Annotated in this window: 3 protein-coding genes; all 3 read left to right on the top strand. The window is 54.7% G+C overall.

The features are described 5' to 3' along the window. Positions 1–168: 168 nt before the first annotated feature. The 3 genes from IPK32_24900 to IPK32_24890 all read left to right on the top strand — a co-directional run bounded on the left by IPK32_24900 (position 169) and on the right by IPK32_24890 (position 24,903). Entirely contained in the window at positions 169–1,032 is an 864-nt protein-coding gene (locus IPK32_24900) for a hypothetical protein (GenBank protein MBK8095118.1), read from the top strand. Continuing rightward, positions 1,029–3,503, top strand: a complete 2,475-nt coding sequence (locus IPK32_24895; GenBank protein ID MBK8095117.1) for a hypothetical protein — start codon at positions 1,029–1,031, stop codon at positions 3,501–3,503. Before IPK32_24900 ends, IPK32_24895 begins: the two co-directional genes overlap by 4 nt. 310 nt (positions 3,504–3,813) lie before the next feature. Further along, entirely contained in the window at positions 3,814–24,903 is a 21,090-nt protein-coding gene (locus tag IPK32_24890) for an autotransporter-associated beta strand repeat-containing protein (GenBank protein MBK8095116.1), read from the top strand. Positions 24,904–24,957: the final 54 nt, after the last annotated feature.

Genomic DNA, 24,957 nt, shown 5'->3' with positions numbered 1-24,957 from the left:
CAACACATGATACTCCGTCACACCCCCTGCCGAAAACTTGAATCCAGCCCCGATTTGGACGCTCAAGTTACGTGCAGTGTGACGCCTTGAAGCCGCTGGGCTTTCCCTTAGGCAATACCTTTCCGACACAACGCTTTTCAGCTTTTCTTCCGCAACCATTTTTCCGACATGAATACGCTCCGCAAAAATCGAATCCTCTTGGGCTGGCTGATGATGCTGCTCGTGGCATTCCAACAAGTCGCTACGCCACTGCAGGCCGCGACCGTGTATTGGATCGTCGGCACTAGTCGAACATCATCAGGCACATGGAATGCTACAGGGGCGAACTGGACCACCGTCGCCCCGCCGACGACTCCTGGTGCCGGAGCAGCCTGGGTGAATCAGGATATAGCTGTTTTTGGTAACAACACGACTTCGTCTTTCACCGTCAATGTGAACAGCCTCGGGATGGAAGTTGGGGGGCTGACTTTTCTGAATAGTGGCATTACTCTGAACTCAAGTGGAACCCCAGCGGCTCCAACAGGCTCATTGGTGCTTAAAAATGGAGCGGCAACACCTGTCATCACCCTTGGCAGCACAACGACAACAACTGCCTTTACCACGAATATGAATGTGGCTCTCTCTGGTAGCAATGGCCTGAGCATCGTGACGCCATCGACAACGAGCACGGTGCTCGGTCGGTTGGTGCTGGGCAGTGCGGGTGGCTCCAATTTTGCCAACACACTGACAGGTGGCATCACAGTAGGAGCTGCGGGGGCCACAGCCAAAACCTCTCTCGAAGTTTATAACCGCACAAGTAGCGCCTACAACCCCCTCGGAACAAATCAAATCACGCTCAATGCCGGATCGACCTTGGATCTACGTCCTACTGCAAGCAGTGCCACCGGCTTGTCTGGCCGGGTTTTTGATATTCCGGCGACATCCAATACGAGCCGGGTGGACTTTACCCAAACAGCAACGGGTGAGTCCTATCCAAGTCGGAGTATGTTAAGCACGGGTGCCGCTTCGCAGAATGTGGTGAAGCTGAGATGACTTCTGTTGTAGCAGTGGGGCAAGCAGTGACTGGACCTGGGATTCCTGTCGGAACGACGATTCAGACTATCCTCAATGGTATAGATATCCGTCTTACCCAAAACATCACCCAGGCAAATCCCACACTGTCTATCTCGCCGAATGCGGTGCTTGGCTCACTCGGAATCACACCCACGATCACGGTGAACTCGCTTCAGGGCGGGGTGGAGTCTTCCATGCGCTATCAGGACGCAACACTGGCTCAGCAGACGGTCGCGAACTATGCTGTCCAATATGTGGGCAAAATCAATATTAACAATGCTGGCGGCTATCACTTCTTCGCCAGTCCAGATGATGCGGCTCGGATTTACATCGACGGCATGCTGGTGTTGAACAATGACGGTGGAAAAGGCGCAGCCGATTTGTCCAGTGCACTGGTTCAGCTAGGCGCTGGTTATCACGACATCCGGGTGGACTACATTCAGGGAACGGGCGGTGGCTCGCTCAATCTGGGGTACTCCGCTTCCCCTACGGGCACGCGTACCAGTCTCGCGAGTATCATGTACCGTGCGGAGACGAATACCGCTGGTGGAGCTAGCTCGGCGGTGAACTACGGAAATGATGTGGTCATCGCCGGAAATTCAGGGATCAACCTAAAGGGTGTCGGAAGTCTCTCGGGTGCCTCTGCGGTCCAGTTAGGTGCTCTGAAAATCAACACCGGAACGATGCTCACGCTCAAGGCGACAACAACTGCAGATGTCGAAGTAGCGGGTGGTGGCGGTGGTTTTGGTCAGACCATCCGCTTTGGCGGCACGACGGGGAATCCGACTACGTTTGGCCATACGGCAGGTGGTGCCGGGACGGTGACGCTGTTTTCGAATCCGAATTTGGCCTTCGATGGGGTGGTGACTGATGGAGGTAGGAATATGACCGTGCAGAAGACCGGGACGGGGCGTCTGTTTTTCAATCAAACTGCTGAACAGAACATTTTGGGCGTAGGAACCATTTTGGCTCCTCAGGGCTCGGTCACTTCAGTGACAGGAACGACTTCAGTGACCGTGGGGCAAGAAACTCGAGTCACTGCTACAACGACTGCGGGTCTAACTCCAGGGATGACAGTGACAGGCGCTGGAATTCCAGAGGGGGCATTCATCACCTCGATCGACTCAGCTACTCAGTTCACGATGTCCACCAAGGCAACGGCAGCAGCTACAACACCAATTCGAGTGAGCACCAATCCTTCGCTGGTGCTTAAGGGCAGCACGGCTACCGGGGCATTCAATCCGATCGGTTCTGCAACGGTGAGCCTAGATCGCTCCAATCTGATCCTCGACTCCAAGAGTGCGACGCTGGCTGGTGTGGGTCCTACATTCTTGAACAACGTGGAAGTGAACCGGGAGGGGGTGATTCAGTCCATCCTCAATGCGGCCACGACGACGCTCGGAAGCAGCACAAACTCAATCACAATCAATTCGGCCGTTATCACATCAGATACGACGAACTTGAGCACTACTGTGAATGTTCCTTCTGGCACTTCGAACTTGCATGTCGGCCAGATCGTGACTGGGGCGGGTATCCAGGCTGGAACGACAATTGCTAGCATTACCAATGGTACTTCGATTGTGCTGTCAAAGCCAGCTACGGTTACGGCTGGTGGTGCTAGTTTGACCTATGGGGGATCATTGGTGTTGGATGCCATCGCTGGTGGGTTGCCAACGTCTGACCCTGGGGCGACTTTGACGATTGATTCGCCCATCACGGGTGGAACAGCATCCCGATTGGTTATTCGATCCACCGTGATGAATGCAGAAACGACTGTTACAGCATTGGAGGCACCTGTTTTCGGCGTGCCGCAGCGGACCGGTAATGCGAATGTTTCTCGCGGTATTGTAGCGCTCTCAGGAAATAATTCTGGGTTCCTAGGGACGTTGGAGTTCGAGCCAGAAGCAGGTCTGCGCATCGAAGGAGCCAGTGCCTACAATAGCGGCACCTTTGCTCTCAATCGCTTTAATAACCTCTTTTTGGTGGATGATCTTGACGGGACAGGCAGCAGGCAGAGCGCGGATTTTAATCACAATATCACGCTCAATAATAGCAATACTATCTCGGTCGGGAGGCTGGGAACAGCGTATGCGCCATATTTCGGCCAGGCGGTGAACAAAACCATGCAAATCGAGTCCCTGACGATCAGTGCCAACCCATTGACCACACTCACTTTAGCAAACAACAACGGTTATGGATTGCAGGTGACTGGAGCAACGACATTGCAAAGTGCGCCTACTTTCCAAGTGAACAACGCAAGTGCCTCTAATGTCGTGCAGGGGCTTACTCTTAGCGGTGAGGTGAGTGGTGCAATGAGTATCGCGAAAAATGGTAATGGCACGCTCGTTTTGGAGAACGCGGGAAATACCTTTGGTGGAAGTGTCAGTGCGACTGGAGCTTATGGACTCAATGGCAGCGCAGTGCTCACAATGGCTGGGGTGACCCCATAGCGTGACCTATGCAGCATCAGGAACCACGATCACTATTGCTGCTGGAACGACGGGCTTTGAGGTGGGAGATGTCATTTTTGGAAATACGGCTGGCATTCCATCTGGTTCCCGTGTGATTGCTAAAACAGGGACCACACTGACCTTGGACAGGACAATTACGGCCGATTCTCCCTCCACAGGGACCCTCGGTAGTATCTATCGCTATCAGGTTACCCTTAGCAATGCGACGAGTTCTGCTGATCCGACTCTGACACTCTCGCAGATTACGCTTTCATCCAACCTGACTGGGGCAGCAACCTTTACCACCGCGATGAATTCGACGCCGGTGGTCGCGATCAATGGGGGCTCTATTTCCATCAAGAATGATGGAGCTTTAGGAAATGTGGCGAATCAGGTGCTCATCAACACCAACAGTGGTTCTCTTAACACAGGTCTGCGTGCGGATGGCACCTTCAGTACCAGCCGGACGATCCGCTTCAATCAGGACGCCAATGCAATCGAGGTGACGAGTGGAAATACGCTGACTCTGAATTCCGCGTTGGTAACCAACAATCGTGACCTATATAAGAATGATCAAGGGACATTGATCTTGACCCAGGCGCAGACGGGGAACTCTGGAGCGCTGGTCGTCAATCAGGGCAGGCTGCAAATCAATAATCTGGAAGCTTTTGGTAATTCATCGACGGTGCCCATGGGATTCTACAACGGCAGTCCCAACAACGGCAATCCGTTTCACCACACACTGATCCGTGAGGCAGGTGCCGAAGTCGGGCTTAATGTGGCTGGGACAAATACGATCAACGAAACCTTCCAGATTGAATTGCAGAACAATCGTACGTTTGGTGGTATTCAGTCAGCTGGCGCTATCCACAATATGCTGGGAAACAATACGATTGTAGCACCTGTTGGCCTTGGGATCAGCCTAGGAGATCAAAATAACAGCGTGATTATCGCCGGAGTGGATAGCGGAACATCTCTCACCTTGGGTGGCGGTGTTCGTTTTGGTTGGGGTAGTGGTGCCGGTAGCATCAATCTATTCCTGTCAGCTGATGGCACTGGCGTTGGGACTCTATCGGCGCCGATATCTAACTTGACAACATCAGGCACTCCAGGGCAGGCAACTTTGCAAAAAGTCGGCAGTGGCACATGGAACATCACCACCGCTAATGCATTTAGCCCGAGCATCGGCCTGACGACGACTGCGGGCAGCGCTATCGTGAGCGTGCCGACAGGAATGACCGGATTGGCTACGGGAATGGTCATCAATGGCAACCCTAATATCCCAGATGGATCGATCATTAATGGCATTTCCGGCACTACGATCAGCTTGGCGTTTCCTAGTGGTTTCACATCTGCAAATGTCACTGCTGGTACAAATGTTTCTTCACGTATTGGTAATTCCACGACTAGTGTGAATGTGCTGGGTATCCGTGAGGGCACGCTGGGCATCAATGGGGCGGGTGCTCTCAGTGGTACTGGTTTAGTCATTCTCCAACCTAATGCTACTTTGAGCCTAGATAATTCAGGCACCAATGTGGACAACCGCCTTGGGGGCCGCCCCCTCCAAGTCTATGGAGGTAGCTTCAATCTAAATGGTAACGCTGCAGTCGCCACGACCGAACAGATTGGAAATCTGACGCTATCGCGAGGGAATACCGTTTTCACGATCAATCCCAATGCCGCTCAGGCTACTTCACTAGTACTAGGGGGGCTCGCCGTTCGCGGTGGCACCACGACAGCCCTTTTCAGGGGGACTGGATTGGGAAATGCAGCAGGAGCGGGGACTGCGGTAGTCACTGGAGCATCTACGGCGGCTGGATTCACCTTCATTGGCCAGTCAGGCGCGACTGGATTGGCGAATAAGGCGATTCTTCCTTGGGCCTTGGTTGATAATACCGTGGGTGGAGTCGGCATTTCGTTTGCGACAGCAGATTCGACTGGTTCAGGCTCGAGTGGGATCAATGTGCTGCGCCCGCTCTCAGCGAGTGAATATGCTACGACTCTCACCACTGCGGCCAATGTTAAGCTGGGAGTGGTGGAATCCCTCAACTTGGCTGGGCGCTCCATTAACTCACTTACTCTTAGTAGTGGAGGTGGCTTGACCATTGGCAATCCGTATGCGTTGAGCGTCGAGAGCGGTGGTATTTTGGCTCTTGCAGGCAATGCAGGTATCCAGGGTGGTTTGTTGACCACTGGTTCTGGTAGGGAATTGATCATTCACACTCTTGGCGATACGACCATAGGCAGTACGATCACGGGGGTGAACGGAGGGCTGACCAAATCCGGCGCGGGCACCCTGACTCTTACGGACCGACAGGCCTATCTTGGCACGACAGCTATTAATCAGGGGATTTTGAAGCTCCCATCTGGGTCGATCAATCCAATCTATTTCAATAATTTCCTGTATGTGAGCAAAGAGGGTACTCTGGACCTCAATGGCAGTGTACAGTTTGTGTCCGGCGCAGATGCTAGTGCTTATTCCAGTGTGAATGGCACCGGAGGCCAGATCATTAATACAGGTGCCACCCAGGCTACGCTAGTCAGTGGCACCAGTGGCACTACTTGGGGGGGGCAGATCAGCGGTAATATCGCAGTTGCTCGCGGTTCTTCGTGGGCCGTGCAGAGCTCACAGAGCTATACAGGACCGACCGCCATTCTTGGAGGTATCACAACACTGTATGATGATGGGGCGCTCTTAAACACCTCAGCCATCCAGATCAACTCTGCGTTGTTGAGTTTGGACAATAGTCTTAATGTGGGGATCGACATGGCTAATCGCGTGAACGATGCAGCGCCAATCAATATGACTGGCGGTGGTATTCAGTTAGTGGGGCGTCATGGTATGAATTCCACCGAGACGCTGGGTGCGGTGACTATCTCTCAGGGCCAGAGCGCCTTGTGGAGTGCCAATGCAGGAGTGGGAGTCAATTCCGCTGAGTTGACGATTGCCAGCCTGACGCAAGTAGCGGGTTCTCATGGCACGATGTTTTTCCGCAATATAGGAGGCACCATCGGCAGTACCAGCCGACTCTTCATTACCGCAGCGCCTACGCTCTCCAATCACCTTTTGGCCAATGCTGCAGGGCAAACAGGCTGGGCAGTGATGAACCGTGAATTTGCGAGCTATACTGCCGGGACCGGTATTGGTGCCTTAAATACCGCAGGCTATGCAGGATACCTCCCGAACACGAGCAACATCGTGAATATCGGGGATGCGACCTCCAATGTCCGTGTGACACTCTCTGCGATCACCGCGACCGCCACAGACGGAACCAATCTGGTCACGGTGCCCAATACGGCACTATTCCAAGTGGGGCAGGCAATTGAAGGCATCGGCATCGCGCCTGGAACTACTGTCAGCCAGATCACGAATGGTACGCAGATGATTCTGAGTCAGAGTGTGACAGACGCGAACCCGATCATCACCGCCAAGCAGACCCTTAGTGGCAATCGGACGATGAACACGCTGAATCTGGACACAAGTCGTGGTGCGACCCTAGATTTAGGAGGCAATACTTTGACCCTAGCAGGCGGGGGTCTGATAGCCTCTCAAACAGGAGATAATAGCAGCAGCGTGACCGTGCTGAGTAGCTCTACCACTAGCAATCAAGTCGTCATTCGTGAGGTGACAGCCGGCTTTCAGGTCGGAGTGAGCTTGCTGGATCGAACTGTCACAGCGATCAGTGCTCCTGCGGAAGATGGCTCAGTGACAGTGACCGTGAGCTCGAACCCCGCCTTAGATAGAGCTTTCACAACACCGACGAATTGGGGCTTTACGACGCTGACTCCCTCCCTTTTGACTGTCACCAACGGTAATTTGACCAGCGGGACAACCAGTTCCCCGGCCGATCTCTACATCCACTCCCTGCCAAATTCCGGCGATGCAGATACACGCAGCCGCATGCTGCTTTTGGGAGCCAATGTCGTGGACAATTCGGCGGGGGGCGCGGTATCCCTAGTGCTCAGTGGTAATCTTTCCCGCACCACCGGGAACGGCATACCGATCAATGGAATTCTCAATGGTGGGATCATCAGCGGGAACAATACCTACAGTGGAGGCACCTTTGTAAACTCTGGCACTTGGACCCTGGCCAATCCGCTCGCAAATGGTACCAGCATCTATTCAGTGCCGGGAGACATCACCATCACGGGTGGTTACGACCCCTACAATAGCACCGCTTTGCGCTCCACCGTGCGCATGGATTCTGCCAACCAGATCAAGCATACTGGAACACTGACTCTCAACGGCAATGCGCAATTCGATATGAATGATTTTGCGCAGACCCTCGCAGGGATCAATATCAATAACACAGGTGGATTGACGGCTCCAACCATCGACTTCGGTGCTGCCACTTTGACTGTGAATGGCAATGTAAACGCTACCTCCAGTAGTCCAGGAAATGTGACCACGTTGACCAGTGGAAACATTGCCTTCAATGGAACCACGACGGCTAATAGCCCTGTCGTAAAGCTGACGAGCGGTAGCACCGCGAACCTACTCGTCGGAGCGCAAGTGTCTGGAACAGGCATCCCAGGCGGTGCGACAATCTCCGCGATTGTCGATGCCAATACTTTTGTCATTTCTGCCAATGCGACAAGCACAGCTGCTCCCTCAATGACTTTCGCCAATGTGGGGCGGCTCAGTCTAGGCGGCGCTACTCGGACCTACAACATTCAGCCAGCACTCGTGAATGGTGTCAATGTAGCCCCTTTGCAGGCTACGCTAAATATTACGGCGCCAATCATTGATGGTGGCGCATCCTCCGGCATCAATAAGACGGGGGCTGGCTTGCTCCAGCTCGGTGGTCAGAGCTTATTCAGCGGTGGTGTGAATGTCGCCGCTGGTGGCTTGGTTCTCTCTGCCAGCAGTATCGGTAACGCTCCAGGTGCTGAGATCACTAGTGGTCCATTGGGGACTGGCACACTCACCCTCGCTGACGACAGTGTGCTAGTGTCCACCACAGCGGTTATTCTGGGCAATACAGTCGTGTCCAATGGAGATCTGCGCTTTGATGGCCTCAATAATATCACGCTGAACGGTGCGACGTCGCTGGCAGCCGCTTCGACGATTACTGTCAATTATCCGGCGCAGACAGCCACCTTTGGGGGCCAGATTGGTGGAGCGCATGCGATCACGAAGGATGGTCAGGGCACCCTCGTTTTCTCTACCTCCTATCTACCAAGTGGCTCACTCAATAACAACACGATGAGTGGCAGCATGACGGTGAATAATGGCATCCTTCGACTTCAGGGCGCTGCTGGGGCTGCTGCAGTCACCCCGCTGGGGACGACTGGTATCACTCTGAATGGCGGCATGCTGGACCTGCGTAGCAATGGCGCCTCCTCCGAGGGGACCATTATTTTTGGCAACAACGTCACAGTCGCTCCCGCTCAGTCTTCCGCGATCATCAATGTGGACCGCGTCAGTGCCAACACGGCCAATACGATCCAGATGGGCACTCTCACTATGAGTGCAGGCCAGACGCTCAATGTAACTAGCAGTAACCTTTATAATCTGCTGTTCACCGGCGGTAGTTACTCGGGTACGGGCACTATTAATTTCAATCCTGCTGCTAATTCCACGCTGACGATTGGAGGAGGATTCACTGACGCGCTGAAGTATGCCAATACTGGATCTGGGACCTTGATTGTCGGTGGAAATAATTTCTTTACAGGGGGCACTGAGATCAATGGTAACACCTGGGGAGCTGCGCCTGTGGTGAACACCATCACGACGCCGTTTGGGACTGGTACAGTCACGCTCAACAATGGAGCGAACTTCGCCATCCTGCCCATCGGCGGTATGCCTCAGCAGGGCAGCCCGCCCTCCGGGTATGTGGCGGGAGGTCTTACGGCGGAGTATTTCTCTGGTGGGGCTAGCAATCTGAACTCGATGTTTGGCTCTGGCATGGCTCCTGGAGCGGTTTCGACAGGCGTTATTCCTGGCGATTTGTCCTTGAACAATCGACCTGCCGTAGTCACCGCCACAGCCGGCACTCAAATAGTGTACTCTGGTCTTATCAACATCACCAATGGCGGCAATTACACCTTCCAGATCGCTGCAGGTGATCAGGCGCAGCTCGTTATCGACGGCGTTCCTGTCGCTGGCTTTAATGTGGATACAACAGCCAGTCCGTCCGCAGATACGGGGGCCGCGCTACGCGGAGATGGAACTGGCTCTATCACCCTGACACCCGGATATCACAGCATCACCTTCAAGACCAACAACTTGGTCGGTGGTGGTGGCAATCAGCTTCTGTATGGCGGCCCAGATACGGCTGGGAATGGTCTGCCAGTCGGTTTGAACGGAGTCACAGCGCCAGCGGAAAATCTTCAGGCTATTCCCTCATCTGCACTCTACTGGACCAGTGCCAATGCCACTGCCGCAAACAATTACAACAGTGCGGCGCAGATCAATAATGCCTTCGTCATCCCTGCTGCTGCCAATGTCACACTTGATGGTCGTGGCACAGATATCAATAGCAGTGTGGCAAGCCTGAATCTTGGTGCGGGTTCCACTCTGAATGTTTCTAATCAGCTAGGCACAGGTTGGATCGGTGTCACAGGCACAACAACCGTCGCTGGCGCTGGTGTGACCGTGAATCCAAATGGCGGAACGCTCAATTTAATCGGTGGTATCAACGACGGGGGTAATGGACTCGCAAAAACAGGCAACGGCACACTCATTTTGGGCGGATCGACTTCCTTTACGGGCAATCTGACTGCGACAGCAGGATTTGTGCAGCTCTCTGCATCGAATGCCCTGCCGACAGGCACCACTACCATCACCCGTGGGACTCTGCCAAATATCGTCAGCGTCAGTGGAGATACGGTGAGCAACACGAATACCAGCAATAACATCAGTAGCGCGAATGTGAAGGTGGGTATGCGGGTCACTGGCACTGGCATTCCTGCTAATGCCTTCGTCACCGCAGTGAGTGGCAGTACCATCACTCTGAATACAAACGCCACTGTTTCCGGCACAGCGGCTGATTTAAGCTTCAGCCAGGCCACGTTGAACTACATCGGATCAACGGGGAATAATAGCCAAACAGTCACGATCACTGGAGCCACCACGAGCCTCGCACCTGGAATGTATGTCACTGGAGCAAACATCCAGCCCGGCACCTACATCACGGCGGTCAATGCCAACAATATCGTTCTCTCCCAGCTCACGGTGAATGGTGGCGCGGCCAGCAATACCACGCTCACCATCAGCACGGACACCTATGCCGCGCTCGACTTAAACGGCACGTCTGGTGTGACAGGCAATATCACCCTTAATGGTGTTTCCCCCATCCTGCGCAATTCAGTGACGCCTGCGACTCTTTACAATAGCAGTGGCACAGCAGCCAGCGTAGCTGGTAACATCAATATAGGCACCCTAGGCGCTGCTATCGGTGGCTATGGCACCATCAGTCTCAATGGCACGATTACAGATAGTGGCACCGGTTTTGCTAAAGTGGGCCCTGGCACCCTGGTTCTTGGAGGCAATAACACCGGCTTTACAGGAGCGCTTGCAGTCCAAAACGGCATTCTAAAGCTCGCTAACGCTGGCGGATTGGGTGCTGCAGGTTCTAGGGCTCTCAGTGCGAATACCACCAACGGCAGCACTACAGTGACTGTGGAGAGTACTACCGGACTCTTTGTGGGGCAGCCTGTGACAGGAGCGGGCATTCCTGCGAATGCCACCATCGCCAGTATCACTTCACCCACCACCTTTACTCTCTCGTCCAGTGCGACTGCCTCACAGACTGGCGCAAGCCTCACAGCGACCAGTGGCGTATCCATCTCCTCCACGGCTACCCTGGACATGGCAGGTATCAGCACGGCAGCCGGCGGCAAAAGCCTCTACCTTAATGGTGCTGGTATTACTGCTGCTACAGGTCTTTCTGGTGCCAATTATCTTGCATCGCTAACCAATACCTCTGCCTCGGCCGTCACGGTAGGTAATGACATCGTGCTCAGAAGTGCTTCCTCCATCGGTGGTTACAATGGTGGCATAACACTGGCTGGTGTGATCAGCGGTAGTGGCACCGCTCTGACCAAAACAGGCACCAATACGGTGACCATCACCAATACCAATACATATACAGGTGGCACCACGGTAAGTAACGGATCACTCACCGTCAGTGGAGCTGCTGGACGCCTCGGAGCGGGTGGCACTGTCACTGTAGGAGCGGGTGCCGTGTTGAATTTGGACAATGGCACTCTATTTGCGAATCGCCTTAATACCCGTCCGCTCACACTCACAGGCGGCACACTTAATCTTATCGGTAATGACACTGCGACGACTTCTGAAACGATTTCTGGAGGCTCTTTGACCTTTGGAAACGGCGCCAGCGTCATCAATCTCCAGCCAGGTTCAGGCCAGGCTGCTCAGATATTGCTCTCGGGTTCTGGTAACACAGTAGCTCGCGCAGGGACTGGGACCGGCCTTATTTCTGGCCCAGGACTAGGCGGCGCCATTGGCGCTGCCAACACGAGCACCGTGAATTTTGCCACGACCGCTCCTGCTTCCATTGGTCAAACTGGAGCTGCAGGTTCTGCAAACCGGGCTATTATCCCATGGCTGCTTCTTAATGATACCACATCAGGCACAACAACATTTGCTGCCTTCACAGCTGTCGGAGCCGGAAATGCCGGTTTGGTTCAACTTGGTACTGCTGACATGGCGGCAGCAAACGCTACCACGGCCAATCATAACTGGCTCCTCAATAGTTCCGTCACGGCGGCGGCAGGAACGACACTTAGCAATTCCCTCACCTTGGACACAGGTGCAGCACTGGCCATCAATGGCGGCAGCACGGTGTTCCTGGATTCTGGCGGTATTCTTGCTCGTGGCGACAGCAGCATCGTCGGCACCAGCGCAGGTGGTGTGCTGGCACCTGCAAACACCTTCAATCGCGAGTTCATCGTGCATGTGCTGAGTGGAGCGACTCTCGACGTTGGTTCTGCCGCTAATCCCCTGCGCATTTACAGTGTGAATGGCACAGGACTTACCAAAGCTGGCAATGGTACGCTCTCCCTCAATAGCCCCAGCACCTATCTGGGCAATACCACTGTCAATGGAGGGACTCTGCGCTTTGGGGCCGCCGGTCAGGTGATCAATAATGGTGTTTTCACCACATTCACCACAGCTCCTGCTGTGGGTAGCCTCGGCTCTTCGCCCTCGGGCCAGTCTTTGGTTGTCAATAACGGTGGTGTGGTGGATTTGAATGGCTCACTTCAGTCTTTCGCCAACCTCACAAGCGCTGGCACACTGCCGGGCACAGGTGGTTCGATCATCAATAGCGCAGCAGCACCTGCCACACTTCGTATTGGCACATCGACCAATGGAACGTGGGCTGGTAATATTAGCTCTGGCACAGGAATGCTCAATTTGATCAAAGATGGCGGCAGTACATGGTTAGTTACCTCTGCGAACACAATGACTGGCTCTGTGACCCTCCAGGGGGGGCAGACTCAGCTCGTTGACAGTGGTGCCTTTAACAATGCCTCCTCGCTGACCATTCGCCGCGCTGCCCTCGTCTGGAATGACAACGGTATCGACGCAGCGACCCGCCTCGGTGCCTCGACTCCCGTTACACTCAATAGCGGTGCATTCGTCTATCAGGCTCGCGCCGGCACCAATGGAGCCATTTCCATCGGTAATCTGGCGCTGAGTGGTGGTTCTTCCATCATCACGGCTACTCCGACCAATGGAACGGCACTTATCAATATCAACAGCCTCGCTAGCCGTGCTACTGGAGCTACTTTAACATTCTCTGGCGGCGGCGGTCCTGCTGGAAATGGAGCCATTCGCTTCAATACGGCCCCCACACTGACCAATGGCATCTTAGGTGGTTGGGCGGTCGCTCTGGGCGTTGATACGCTCGCAGTTGGCGGCACGAATGCGGAATTCGCTACCTATGATCCAGTTGCAGGCATCCGCCAGAACAGCAGCTACATCACTACCTTCGCCAATGGTGCTTCCTTGCCGGCTGGCACGGTGTTGCAAAACACGAATGTGAAGATTGGTCCAGTGGGTGGTGGCGGTACGAGCACCATCGGCCTGGGAGGAGCTACAGTGAACTCTTTGACGATGGGCAGCGGATCGACGCTCCTCTTTTCCCTCCCCGATGATGTACTTACGGTGAACAGCGGGGGTATCTTGGCTGGACTGGATAACAATACCCGCACTTTGGGCAACCTCGCAGTAGCAGCAGGCAGAATCACGGCGGGCACAGGACAGCAAGAACTCTTCCTTCACGTCGGTGGAGGCACGTTATTGGTGAACTCGGCCATCATCGACAATGGAGCGCCGCTAAATGTCGTGATCGATGGCCTCAGCCAGACGGCAAACAATCCGACAGTTACGGTTCAGGGCCTCAACACATACACGGGCACCACCTATGTCAACGGGGCCATCGTCAACCTAAACACCACTGGTGCCAATGCCATCAATGGTAACCTCATCATCTCCGGCGGCACCAATGGCACGGATTCGATGCCGATTGCTAATGCGACAGTGAGTCTTCTTCAGGCCAATCAGATCGCCGATAGCTCTGCTGTCACGATCAACGGGGGCGCACGTCTCCAGATGAATCGCTTCAATGACACCATTGCAAGCCTGACCTTCAACAACGATGGTGGCTCCAATGGCAATACCGCTCCTAGTGTGGACTCACTTGGTGGTATCCTAACCGTGACTGGTGCGATCACAGCCACCGCGCCTCAAAACTCCATAAGCATTCCTGTGCTTAATGGCTTCTTGGATGTCACAGCCGGTCAGACATTCGACATTGCTGCCAATAGCTACATTCCAGGGCAGGTCGGATTGGCGGTCAATGCGGCCCTTATCGGCAGTGGTGCGATCACCAAGACTGGAGCCGGGGTTCTGGGCTTCGGTGGTCAGAGCCCGTATAGCGGTGTTTTGACGGTGAATCAGGGCGGGCTTGCCTTCACATCCAATAGCGCAAATCTGGCCAATGCAGCCGTTGTGCTCTCCTCTGGCACTACTCTCGATACACGCGGCCTCACAGGAGTGATTGGCTCCTTGGCTGGTAGTGGCACAGTTCTGAATTATAACCTGAACACTGCCGGTACGTTGCGCACTGGTTATGACAACACGGACACGACCTTCTCCGGCGTTTTCCAGAGCCCATTCACGCAGGGAAGACTGAATGTGGAAAAAATCGGCACGGGCACATGGACCTTGGGTGGCGATAGCTCGACAGCTGCTGGAAATGGCACTTCTGGGACTCTTACCGTCAATGGTGGAGATGTCCTGCTCAATGACTCCGATGCACGTATCAACTTCACCACTTACAATCTCAACTCAACAGGCGGTCTGACGCTCGATAACAGCGCAGCTATCTTGAGCAACCGCCTTGGCGGAGCTACCTATTCCGACATCTCCACCAACAGTGCGAATCGTGTTATGAATATTTCTGGTGGTGAATTTAGCCTCACAGGCGGTGCGGGGGCAGTCACAGAAGCCATTACCACGCTAAACATCACCAACGGCACGGGGTACATCACCATGACGCCGGGTACTGGCTCCACGGTCTTCAATGTGGGCACACTGGCGGCTGCTGGATCTAATGGGGGCACATTGGTAATACGCGGTGCAGGTCTGGGCGGTGCAGTGGGCTCGGGCAGTGTCAACGTCGTCGCCACAACGCCGAATCTAATCGGCGGCAATGGTGCAGCAGGCTCGACCACGATGTCCATCCGCCCAGACATTCTCGGCGATCTCAGCCCGACAGGGCTGGGGATGGGCTTTGTCACGCATGTGGCTGGTACAGGTTTCCGACTGCTTACAACGGCGGAAATGAAAACACCTTCGGTGAACACCTATCTCGGTAACGCCCTGCCGCTGGCGCTGCAAGGCACGACAACCGACAATGTGGCCGCAGCGGACAATGTCCGACTAACTCAGAGTAAGAACCTTTATCTGAACACAACCGTCAACAGCCTCACCCTGGCTGGTGGTGGTGGTTACCTAGCCACAGGGGGCGTAGCTGTAACTGCAAGTCCTGGCGGCACTCTCTACGGGGCTAATGGTCAGCTCCTCACTCTCACCAATTCCAGTGGTGGTCTTTTGGGACTCGCCTCCAATGTCGGCGTCGGTGGTGGTGTGATCGCCTCTGGCGGTAATGCAGCCGTATTGCATGCAGTCGGTGACCTGAATGTGAGATCATATCTCACGAGTACGGCTGGTATCGTGAAGTCTGGTCCTGGAACGGTGGTCTGGACTCGTGGCAGCCTTAGCACTTCCGCTACCACGATTAACAACGGACGTCTGGTGCTCGCCGGTGGAAACAACTCACTCACACTCCAGCAGACGACAATTGCCGGAGCGGTCACGCCGGATGTGCGCGTGAATGGAGGAACGCTCGATCTCAACGGCACGACGCAGATCGGTGGGCTACTCCTGAATAATAATCCTCTTCCAGGCACTGGCGGCACCATCACAAGTGCAGCCCCGGCTATTTTCGTGAATAACAGTGCTGCTGATGCTAGCAATCGTGTCTTTGGCGGGAGCCTCAGTGGAAACGTTTCCTTCTACAAAACCGGTAGTAACGCGTCAGGTATTACGACCTTCAGCTCTGCTCTGACTCACACTGGCTCTACTAATGTGCTCGCGGGTGGTGTGACTCTGCGTGACAATGGAGCGATCCTCAATAGCAGCGCAGTGAATGTGAAATTCGCCACTCTGACGCTTGATAATCAGGGCTTGGCAGGCAGCAGCGCTCGTATCGGCTCCAGTATTCCTCTGAACCTCAGTGGTGCTTCCTTTGTGGTCAATGGTCGCCAGTCCTTTGACACTCAGCAGCTCGGTCCGGTTTCGCTGGAGCAGGGCGTCTCCGCCATCACGATCAACGAGTTGGGGAGTGCGGCCACAGGAGGTTACACGCTCCAACTCGCCAACCTCAGCCGCAATGCGGCAGGTGGTGGCGTGGTCAATTTCACCACTGGCGGTGGATTGACTCTGGGAGGCCCTGCTTCTGGCACCTCTGCTCAAGGAAGCCAGCCCCTCATCTATCTTAGCCAAGTGAATGGATCCTCCTTCACCGCGGCCAACATGGTGAATAACATCATCGGTGGATGGGCCGTGGTGAATGGATCTGAATTCGCCACTTACCGAGATGATCGTGGAGTCAGCTACCTGAGCAATGCAGGCTTTCCTGGCTACAATGGCACGGACTTGAGCGCCGCTGGCACGCAGGCTACTTGGAACATCAATGACGGCAGCAGCCGCACTCTCACCACGAGTAAAACCGTCAATTCCATCCGCAATGCACCTGGCGGGGGGCAGACGATCACTCTTGGCACAGGCACCAATCCGATCACCCTCACGATTGCCAGTGGCGGTCTGATTACCAATGCAAACCAAGCTATTGCTTACACGCCTGGCGTTGCTGGCTCTGCCCTGACCTCTGGCAGCCCAGATCTCTACGTCTGGGTGAATCAGAACACGACGACTATAAATTCGAAAATCAATGGCAGCATCGGCCTAGTGAAATCTGGCCCTGGTTCACTCAATTTGAACGCGCAGGTCAATCTTTCCGCCACAACTACCAGCGGCAGCAGCACCATCACAGTTAGTAGCACCAATGGTCTAGCCATCGGCCAATCCGTCAGTGGCACCAATATCCCAGCTGGGTCAACCATCGCGAGCATTGTGAGCCCCACGCAGTTCACGATCTCTCAAAATGCCACCGCCAGTGGTGGTGTAACTGCGACGGTGAATCTACCCGCCACAGGTGTTCAATGGCAGTCCAACAACACGGCCGCCACCACGACTAGTAGCCCAGTAGTCGCACTCGCAGATACCACAGGTCTCACCATTGGAATGCCGATCGCTGGAGCGGGTATCCCACCTGGGACCACCATAAGTTCCATCGATAGCGCGACGCAGATCACCCTTTCTCAAAATGCTACAGCAAACGCCACTGGCGTGACCGTGAGTTTCAATACAGGAAGTACCTTTGCCAACTCCAACACCTACACGGGAACCACGATCATCAACCAGGGCACGGTGAACCTCAATTCACCTTCGGCAGGGTTGGTGCTTATCCCCGGAGACATCGTGATCAATGGAGCGACCTCTAGCCCTGGCATCCTCACGGAAAACCTCCGTGGAGGACAGATCGCCTCTGGAGTCAATGTCACCATCAATGGAAACGGAACCTTTAATGCCTTCGTAGGTCCACGTACCCTCTCAAGCCTCTCACTGAACGCTACGGGTGGTACGGCAGCGCCAGCCATCAACTTCAATACACTTTCACAAACGGGTGTCACGGTGCCCAATTCTGGCAACACCTACACCGTGGCATCTACGGATGGACTCTTTGTCGGCCAATATGTCGGTGGTAGTGGGAACATCCCAGTGGGAACCAAAATTACTGACATCAACGTTGCCACTAAGACGGTGACAATTAGCAACGCCCTCACCGGAAGCGGCGCCGCCACCAACCAGACGCTAAATTATTTCGGAGGTGGTTCCATCAATTTGACAGCGGCCAATGCGCTCAATGCCATTTCTGATAATGTCGCGACTCCTCCGGTCATCTCCGGCGGCACGCTGCAACTGAGCAATGCTGCTCCCGTCATCAATGTGTCTGGTATCGCCCCGGTGGGACTCATTGTAAATTCCGTCATCACCTCCGCAGGCGGGAATGTCACTAAAACGGGTAATGGCTCCATCATGATTGGTGGGAGCAATACCTTCAATACCGGCTTCACCCTGAATGAAGGCACCGTGATCCTATCCTCTCCATCGAATGGTGCCATCAGCGGCCCTCTTGGAACTGGCGCATTGACCGTAAATGGAGGCACACTCATGGGCGCTGCATCATCGACGATTAGTTCCACGACAGTCAATACCAGCCCTTACATGACTGTTTCTGGCGGCACCAGCCTGCTAGTGCCAGGAATGACGGTGACTGGCACCAATGTGCAGGCCGGTTCTACAATCCTGGAAATCATCAGTCCGACCCAAATCAAACTCTCTGCCAATGCGACAGGTAACGGCACCAACAACATGACCTATGCTCCTGCGACGCTGGCTCTTTCAAATGCAGTAGCTCTAAACGGTGATCTGACCTTCGGTGGCACGACGGCAGCAAATAGCTTGCGTCTTGATGGCGTATTTACCCTGGCTGCCGGCCAGCGCAGCATCAGCGTTCTCAATCCTCAAGTCACAGCCACCTTGGCGGGGCAGGTGACTGGCCCGGGTGGGCTCACAAAGGCTGGTAATGGCACTCTGATTCTCAGTAACCCAAGCACGGTGAATCTGAACAACTATAGTGGCCCCACACAGGTGCTGGGTGGCCTACTCAAGATGGGAGTGGCCAATGCGCTGCCCGCTACGACGGCCCTCACCGTCGGACCTGGTGCCACACTCGATCTCGCAGGTCGTGCACTCACCGTCGGCTCGCTCACCGGCCCCACGGCTACCACGGGTGGTATGATCACCAATAGCTCCGGCTCTGCCACTCTGACCGTCGGTGATACTACGAGCACCACATACGCTGGACTCATTACCAACAGCACTAGTCCATTGGCGCTAACAAAAGTGGGTAGTGGTACGCTGACGCTGCCAGGAGTGAATACCTACACTGGTATCACCACCATCAATAATGGCGTCATCAGCATTGGAGTGATGAGTAGTTCCACCCGTGCGGGTGGTATTGGCATCGCGGCTGCCTCCGCTACCAACTTGGTCATCAGCAATGGCACTCTTCGCTATACAGGTGCTGCTACCAGCACTGATAAAAGCTTCACCATTCAGGGTGCTACCGCCTCCAGCGCTACGATTGATGCTTCTGGCACGGGTGCCCTGACAATGACGGCTGGTGGACTATCATATGGCACCACCAATCTATCCCGTAACCTGATTTTGACTGGTTCTTCACCCTCTGGTGTTGTGAACCTCTTCGCTCCCGTCTTGGCAAACAACGGTACCGCAGTCAATTCGCTCACCAAAAACGGCACCAATACATGGGCCATTTCTGGTACTCACTCCTACACTGGAACGACTTCTGTGAACGAGGGCACCTTGCTCCTTCGCCGGATGAATGTTGCGGGCACCACGGCCACTGGCTCGCTGAACAATACTGCCATCACTGTCGCCAATGGAGCTACACTCGGAGTGCTGATGGGTACTGGCACAAACAATTCATACACCGCTGGACTGGTTTCAACCGCCACGGCTGGCTCAACCCTCAATCTACTCGCTGGTAGCACCTTCAACCTCACTGGCGACGGAGTCACAGGTAATTTTAATCTGCAACAAGGTAGCTCCGTGACAACAGGCATGACGATTGCTTCTAGCCCCGGTAGCATTACTCGTTTGGGCTTCGATATTGGCGGCACCACTACCGCCACAGACAAAATCGTGGTCAGCCGTGGCGTGAATGTCACCAGCAGCCCTGTGCGTATCGCCATCAATGCCCTGACAGGCACTACCAACATCACTCCTGGCACCTACGACCTTATTACCTCTGGTACAGCACTCACGGGTGCCTCCAACTTCCAATTGGCCAATGACGTCATCGTTCTGAGCCCCACAGTGGCTTATAATTTAGTTCTCGGCTCCACCGCGGCCAAAGAGTTCCTCACCGTCAGCGCAGCAACGATCAATAACCTTTACTGGGATGGTAGTTCCAGCAATCTCTGGAACAACACGGCCAACTGGAGCGGTGAACTCGCTGGAACCACCACTCCAGGGGCCATCCCTGATGCCGTGGACAATGTTTACTTCACCATCACAGGAGGTGGTGCCAACCTAAGCACCGATCTGGGCCAGAACATCCGTGTTGGCAGCCTCAACTTCAATTCTGCGTCCACCTCCGCAGTTACCATTGGCGGTACCAGCAGCCTAACTATTAATGGCTCCCTCAACTCGGATGCCGGCTCTGCTGCACACGTGATCAATGCGCCAGTGACACTGGGCTCCAGTCAGCGCTGGACCATCAATAGCAGTCTGCTCACGGTCAACGGCGTGATTAGTGACAATAGCAACCTCTTTGGCCTCACTAAAGCAGGCACAGGAGAGCTAGTGCTCACTGGAGCGAATACCTTCTCTGGCAACACCGTGGTGGAAGCCGGAGTACTCAGTGTAAGCAATATTCAGAATGGGGGTGTCGCCAGCGGCGTTGGTATGTCTTCCGCTAGCGCTTCCAGCATCCTTCTCAGCGGCGGCACGCTGCGCTATACCGGCACCGGAACCACCACGGACCGCCTCTTCTCGGTCGCGATCGCAGGAGGCACCTTGGACGCCTCTGGCTCCGGTGCCCTTGTATTCAACAATACGGGTGTGATCGGCCAACCCGATGTCCCTGAGCGTGCTGGTGATCGGATCGAAGGAAGTGCAGATATTAATAATCTGACAAGTACGGCAGACCTCGTCGTAGGCATGTCAGTCAGTGGCGAAGGGATTCCTCCTGGAACCACGATCACTGCCATCAATTCTGCCACTTCGATTACTCTCTCTGCCCCGGCTGCCTTGGCGTCTTCTGAAGCTGTCGCATTCGGTACGCCGCGCACTCTTACTCTCGCTGGTACCAATATGGGGGACAATACACTATCCCCCGCTCTCACCGGAGCGCTCGACCTCGTCAAAACAGGCCCAGGCAACTGGATCTTGGCGGGAGAAAACACCTATGTCGGTAGCACAAGCATCGAGCAAGGCTCACTCACCGTAAGCTCTATCAACAGTACTTCTTCTCCCTTGCCTTCTTCCAGCCTCGGAGTGCCCGCCAATGCTACAGAGGCCATCATCTCTCTAGGCAGCGGCTCTCTCACTGGTGGACTCATTTACACTGGCCTAGGTGAAACGACTGATCGCGCCTTCTCCCTTACGGGAACAACCGGTGGTGGCTATATCAAGTCCTCTGGCACTGGCGGACTCGTGATCACGAGCAACCTGATCGCTGCTGGAGCTGGAGCCAAGACATTCGAACTCGGTGGCAGCAATACAGGATACAATGCCTTCCAAGGCATCATCTCAGACAACAGCTCCGTGAACACCACCTCCCTCCTGAAGACTGGAGCAGGGACATGGTACATCGAAGCTGCAAACACCTACACTGGCAGCACGAACATTCAGGATGGAACACTCGTAGCATCCTCCCTCAATCGGGTAAGTGGTGGCACGGCTTCTAGCAGCCTCGGGGCACCGACCACCATCAGCACCGGAACCATTGGATTGGGGTCTGGCACGACCACCGGCACTCTGCGCTATGTCGGTCCAGGAGAAAGCACCGACCGCGTCATCAACCTCGCTGGCACCACGGGTGGCGGCATTATCGACTCCTCTGGTTCTGGAGCGTTGGTGTTCGAGTCTGGAGTCACGGCCACTGGAGCCGGAGCAAAGACCCTCACTCTGACTGGCAGCAATACCGCAGTGAACCGTATCAATGGCGTTATCGGTGATAATTCTGCTCTGAATCCCACTTCGCTTGTCAAAGCAGGTGACGGCACTTGGCTCCTTGCAGGAGTCAATACCTACACCGGCTCTACCACGATTAATGGGGGCCAGTTACAGGTCGGTATCGCGGGAGTCGGTCGCACGGGTTCTGGCCCGCTGACTGTCAATGCAGGCACCCTTTCTGGTAGTGGTCTCGTCAATGGTACGGCGAGTGTTACCAATCACGTCCTCGGTGCCGGCGGCACCCTGCAGCCCGGTGACAATGGTGGCACAAACATCGGAAATCTTTCCTTTAACGGAAATTTGGCCATCAGTGATGGTTCCAACCTGATTTTCCAGATCAGCTCTGCTACCGCCCGGGACACCAATGTGCTGCCAAACCTCGCCGCGGGCACTTATGATAGCCTAGGTGGTTACCGGGACAATCTGACAACTCTCGCTAACTGGAATGCCGCTCCGGTGCCTCTCGCCGCGCATGACACCATCAGTGTCGCTGGTGAGGTTTTCTTCGGTCAGGGAACCTTCACCGTGGTGGACAACGGTTACATCTCCAGCCTCACTGCCCGTCTTGCTCTGCCCGGTGGCACAACAAATGTGGTGGGTGATTATTTTGATCTAGGTGATTGGTTAGCCATTAACAGCGGATCCTCCTTCGATGCGGGTTCCAATTACCGCACAGGCGGCAGTGGCGGTGGCGGCCTAGTCCTACCAGAGCTGCCAGGTGGGCTCGTCTATGATGTCAGCCAATTTGCGGAGCACGGAATCATCGGTGTCGTTGTCACCCCGCCAGCGATTCCTGTCCGTATCAATAGCTACGCACTCGCTGGAAGTGGTTCATGGAGCCTCTCCACGAACTGGAGACCTTCCACAGTGCCAGGAACAGTGGCAGGTATCGCCAACCTGACCTCCAACATCACCTCCAACGCCATTGTCACGCTCGATGGCAATCGCACCAATGGTAAGATCATCATCGGCGATCAGAGCAACTCCAACTTCTTTACTATTGCCCGCGGCACCTCTGGTAGCCTCATCTTTGACAATGGTGCTTATGGCAATGCTCTCCTTAGCAAGACTCAGTCCAACAGTACCACGGTCGCTGTCGATGTCATCGCTGCACCAGTGCAGCTTACCTCTGGCCTCAATATCAATGTCAATACTGGCACCACGGCTCGCATGGACATCAGTGGAGCTATCTCCTCCACCACACCAGGATCACTTGTTGGCGTGACGGTGATGGGGGCCGGGCGTGTCAACTTTACTGGCACTACTGCCAACACTTACTTGGGTGACACGCGTGTTATCAATCGTGGTTTCGGCGACGCTACCAATCCCCAATTGGTTCTGGCAAAATCCCAGTCGAACTACACCGATAGTGCATCCTTCTCCACGACAAGCGGCAGCAACCTCGTAACCGTCACTGGCGATAGAACTACAGAAATCAATTCTGGAATGCGCATCTCCGGCATCTCCGCTGTGCCCACGACCTCTTACATCAGCAACGTGAAGTACAATCCAACGCTGAACCGCACGGAAATCACCCTTACATCCAACGCTACTGCCACTACCACATCTACTGGCACTTACGGCTCATTTGGGGCTATCGACCTCAAAACGACGTCTGGTAGTAATGTTGCCACAGTCTCCACCTCTGGTAATTTCACCAATCTGTTTACCACGGGTGCTCCGCTGGCGCTTAATACGAATCTTCCAGCGGGGGTGACCATCACTTCTGTCACCTACAATCCCCTGAATAACACCACTACTCTGGGACTCTCTGCGGCGGCGACAGGCTCGAACACCGCCAGCACACGTTATGGTACTTTTGCCAAGACGACGAGTGGCAGCAATATTGTGGATGTCTCCAGCACAGCCGGTTTCTACCCAGGCATGCCGCTAACGGGCAATAGCAATATTCCAGCGGGTGCAACAGTGGTCTCTGTCACCAGTGCTACTAGGTTCACTATGTCCGTGGCAGCCACTGGCACAGACACAGCAGCCAACACCATTTTTGGTTCCAACGTGGCTAATGGTGCTATCGCAGGCAATCTTATCATCGGTAATATGAGCCTGGGCGGAACTGGTACTGCCATCGTTCACCAGGGCGGCAGCAATCAGATCGCTGATACCGCACTTGTCCGCTTTGATGCAGGTAACGGCTTTGCCAGCACAGGAAACAACGGCAACAACGCCTATTGGAAGCTCATGGGATATGATGAAACCGTGCGCGGTATCTCTGACTTCACCGCCAGTGGTGTCATCGAAAACACCGAAGGAGAATCCATCGCCTACTCTAGCACGCTTACACTCGCTACTTCCGGCCCACAAACTAGCTTCAACGGCTTCCTACGCAATCGGGCCAACAATAACGGCACCGGTATCCTTAACCTCGCCGTCACCGGTACTGGCAATCAGGAACTTGCGCTCGGCAACATCAACTACACTGGTTCCACAACCATTAGTTCTGGCGCTCGTCTCACGCTTCGTAATACCACCAACTTTGGTAGCTCAGTGATCAACAATGGAACCCTCGGGCTCCGATCCGATGGAACAAACGTGAACTTCAATAAGATTGTCACTGGCACTGGTAACGTGGTCCGTGATGGTGGCAGTGGCACGATTACCCTCGGCATCCCCAACCAAGCTGCGAACGTCACCAGTGGTAGCAATGTTGTAACAGTCGGCACCACGGCCGGTCTTACTGTCGGAATGCCCGTAAGTGGCACTGGCATTGCTGCTGGCGCAACGATTGCCAGCATCCTCAATGGTACGCAGTATACACTTTCTGCCAATGCAACAGCGACCATCGGCACCACGGCTACGTATAACGGCCTGCTGCAAATCGGTGGCGCTACCATGGACACAGCATCCAAGATTGTGACACTTGCCTCCACGACTGGCCTGAGCGTCGGTATGGCAGTGAGTGGCCCAGGTATCCAAAGTGGCACGGTGATTACGAGCATCAATTCGGGCACTCACTAGATCACGCTTTCTGCCAACCCCGCTGCGACCACAAGCGGCCAAAACCTGTCGTTC

The organism is Verrucomicrobiaceae bacterium (genome assembly GCA_016713035.1).
Classification (GTDB): domain Bacteria; phylum Verrucomicrobiota; class Verrucomicrobiia; order Verrucomicrobiales; family Verrucomicrobiaceae; genus Prosthecobacter.
This window is presented reverse-complemented; position numbering and strand designations above follow the sequence as displayed.

What these genes read in the sequence shown, in the direction of transcription:
- IPK32_24900 (MBK8095118.1), top strand. Translation starts at nt 169, where the DNA reads ATGAATACGCTCCGCAAAAATCGAATCCTCTTGGGCTGGCTGATGATG.
- IPK32_24890 (MBK8095116.1), top strand. Translation starts at nt 3,814, where the DNA reads ATGAATTCGACGCCGGTGGTCGCGATCAATGGGGGCTCTATTTCCATC.
- IPK32_24895 (MBK8095117.1), top strand. Translation starts at nt 1,029, where the DNA reads ATGACTTCTGTTGTAGCAGTGGGGCAAGCAGTGACTGGACCTGGGATT.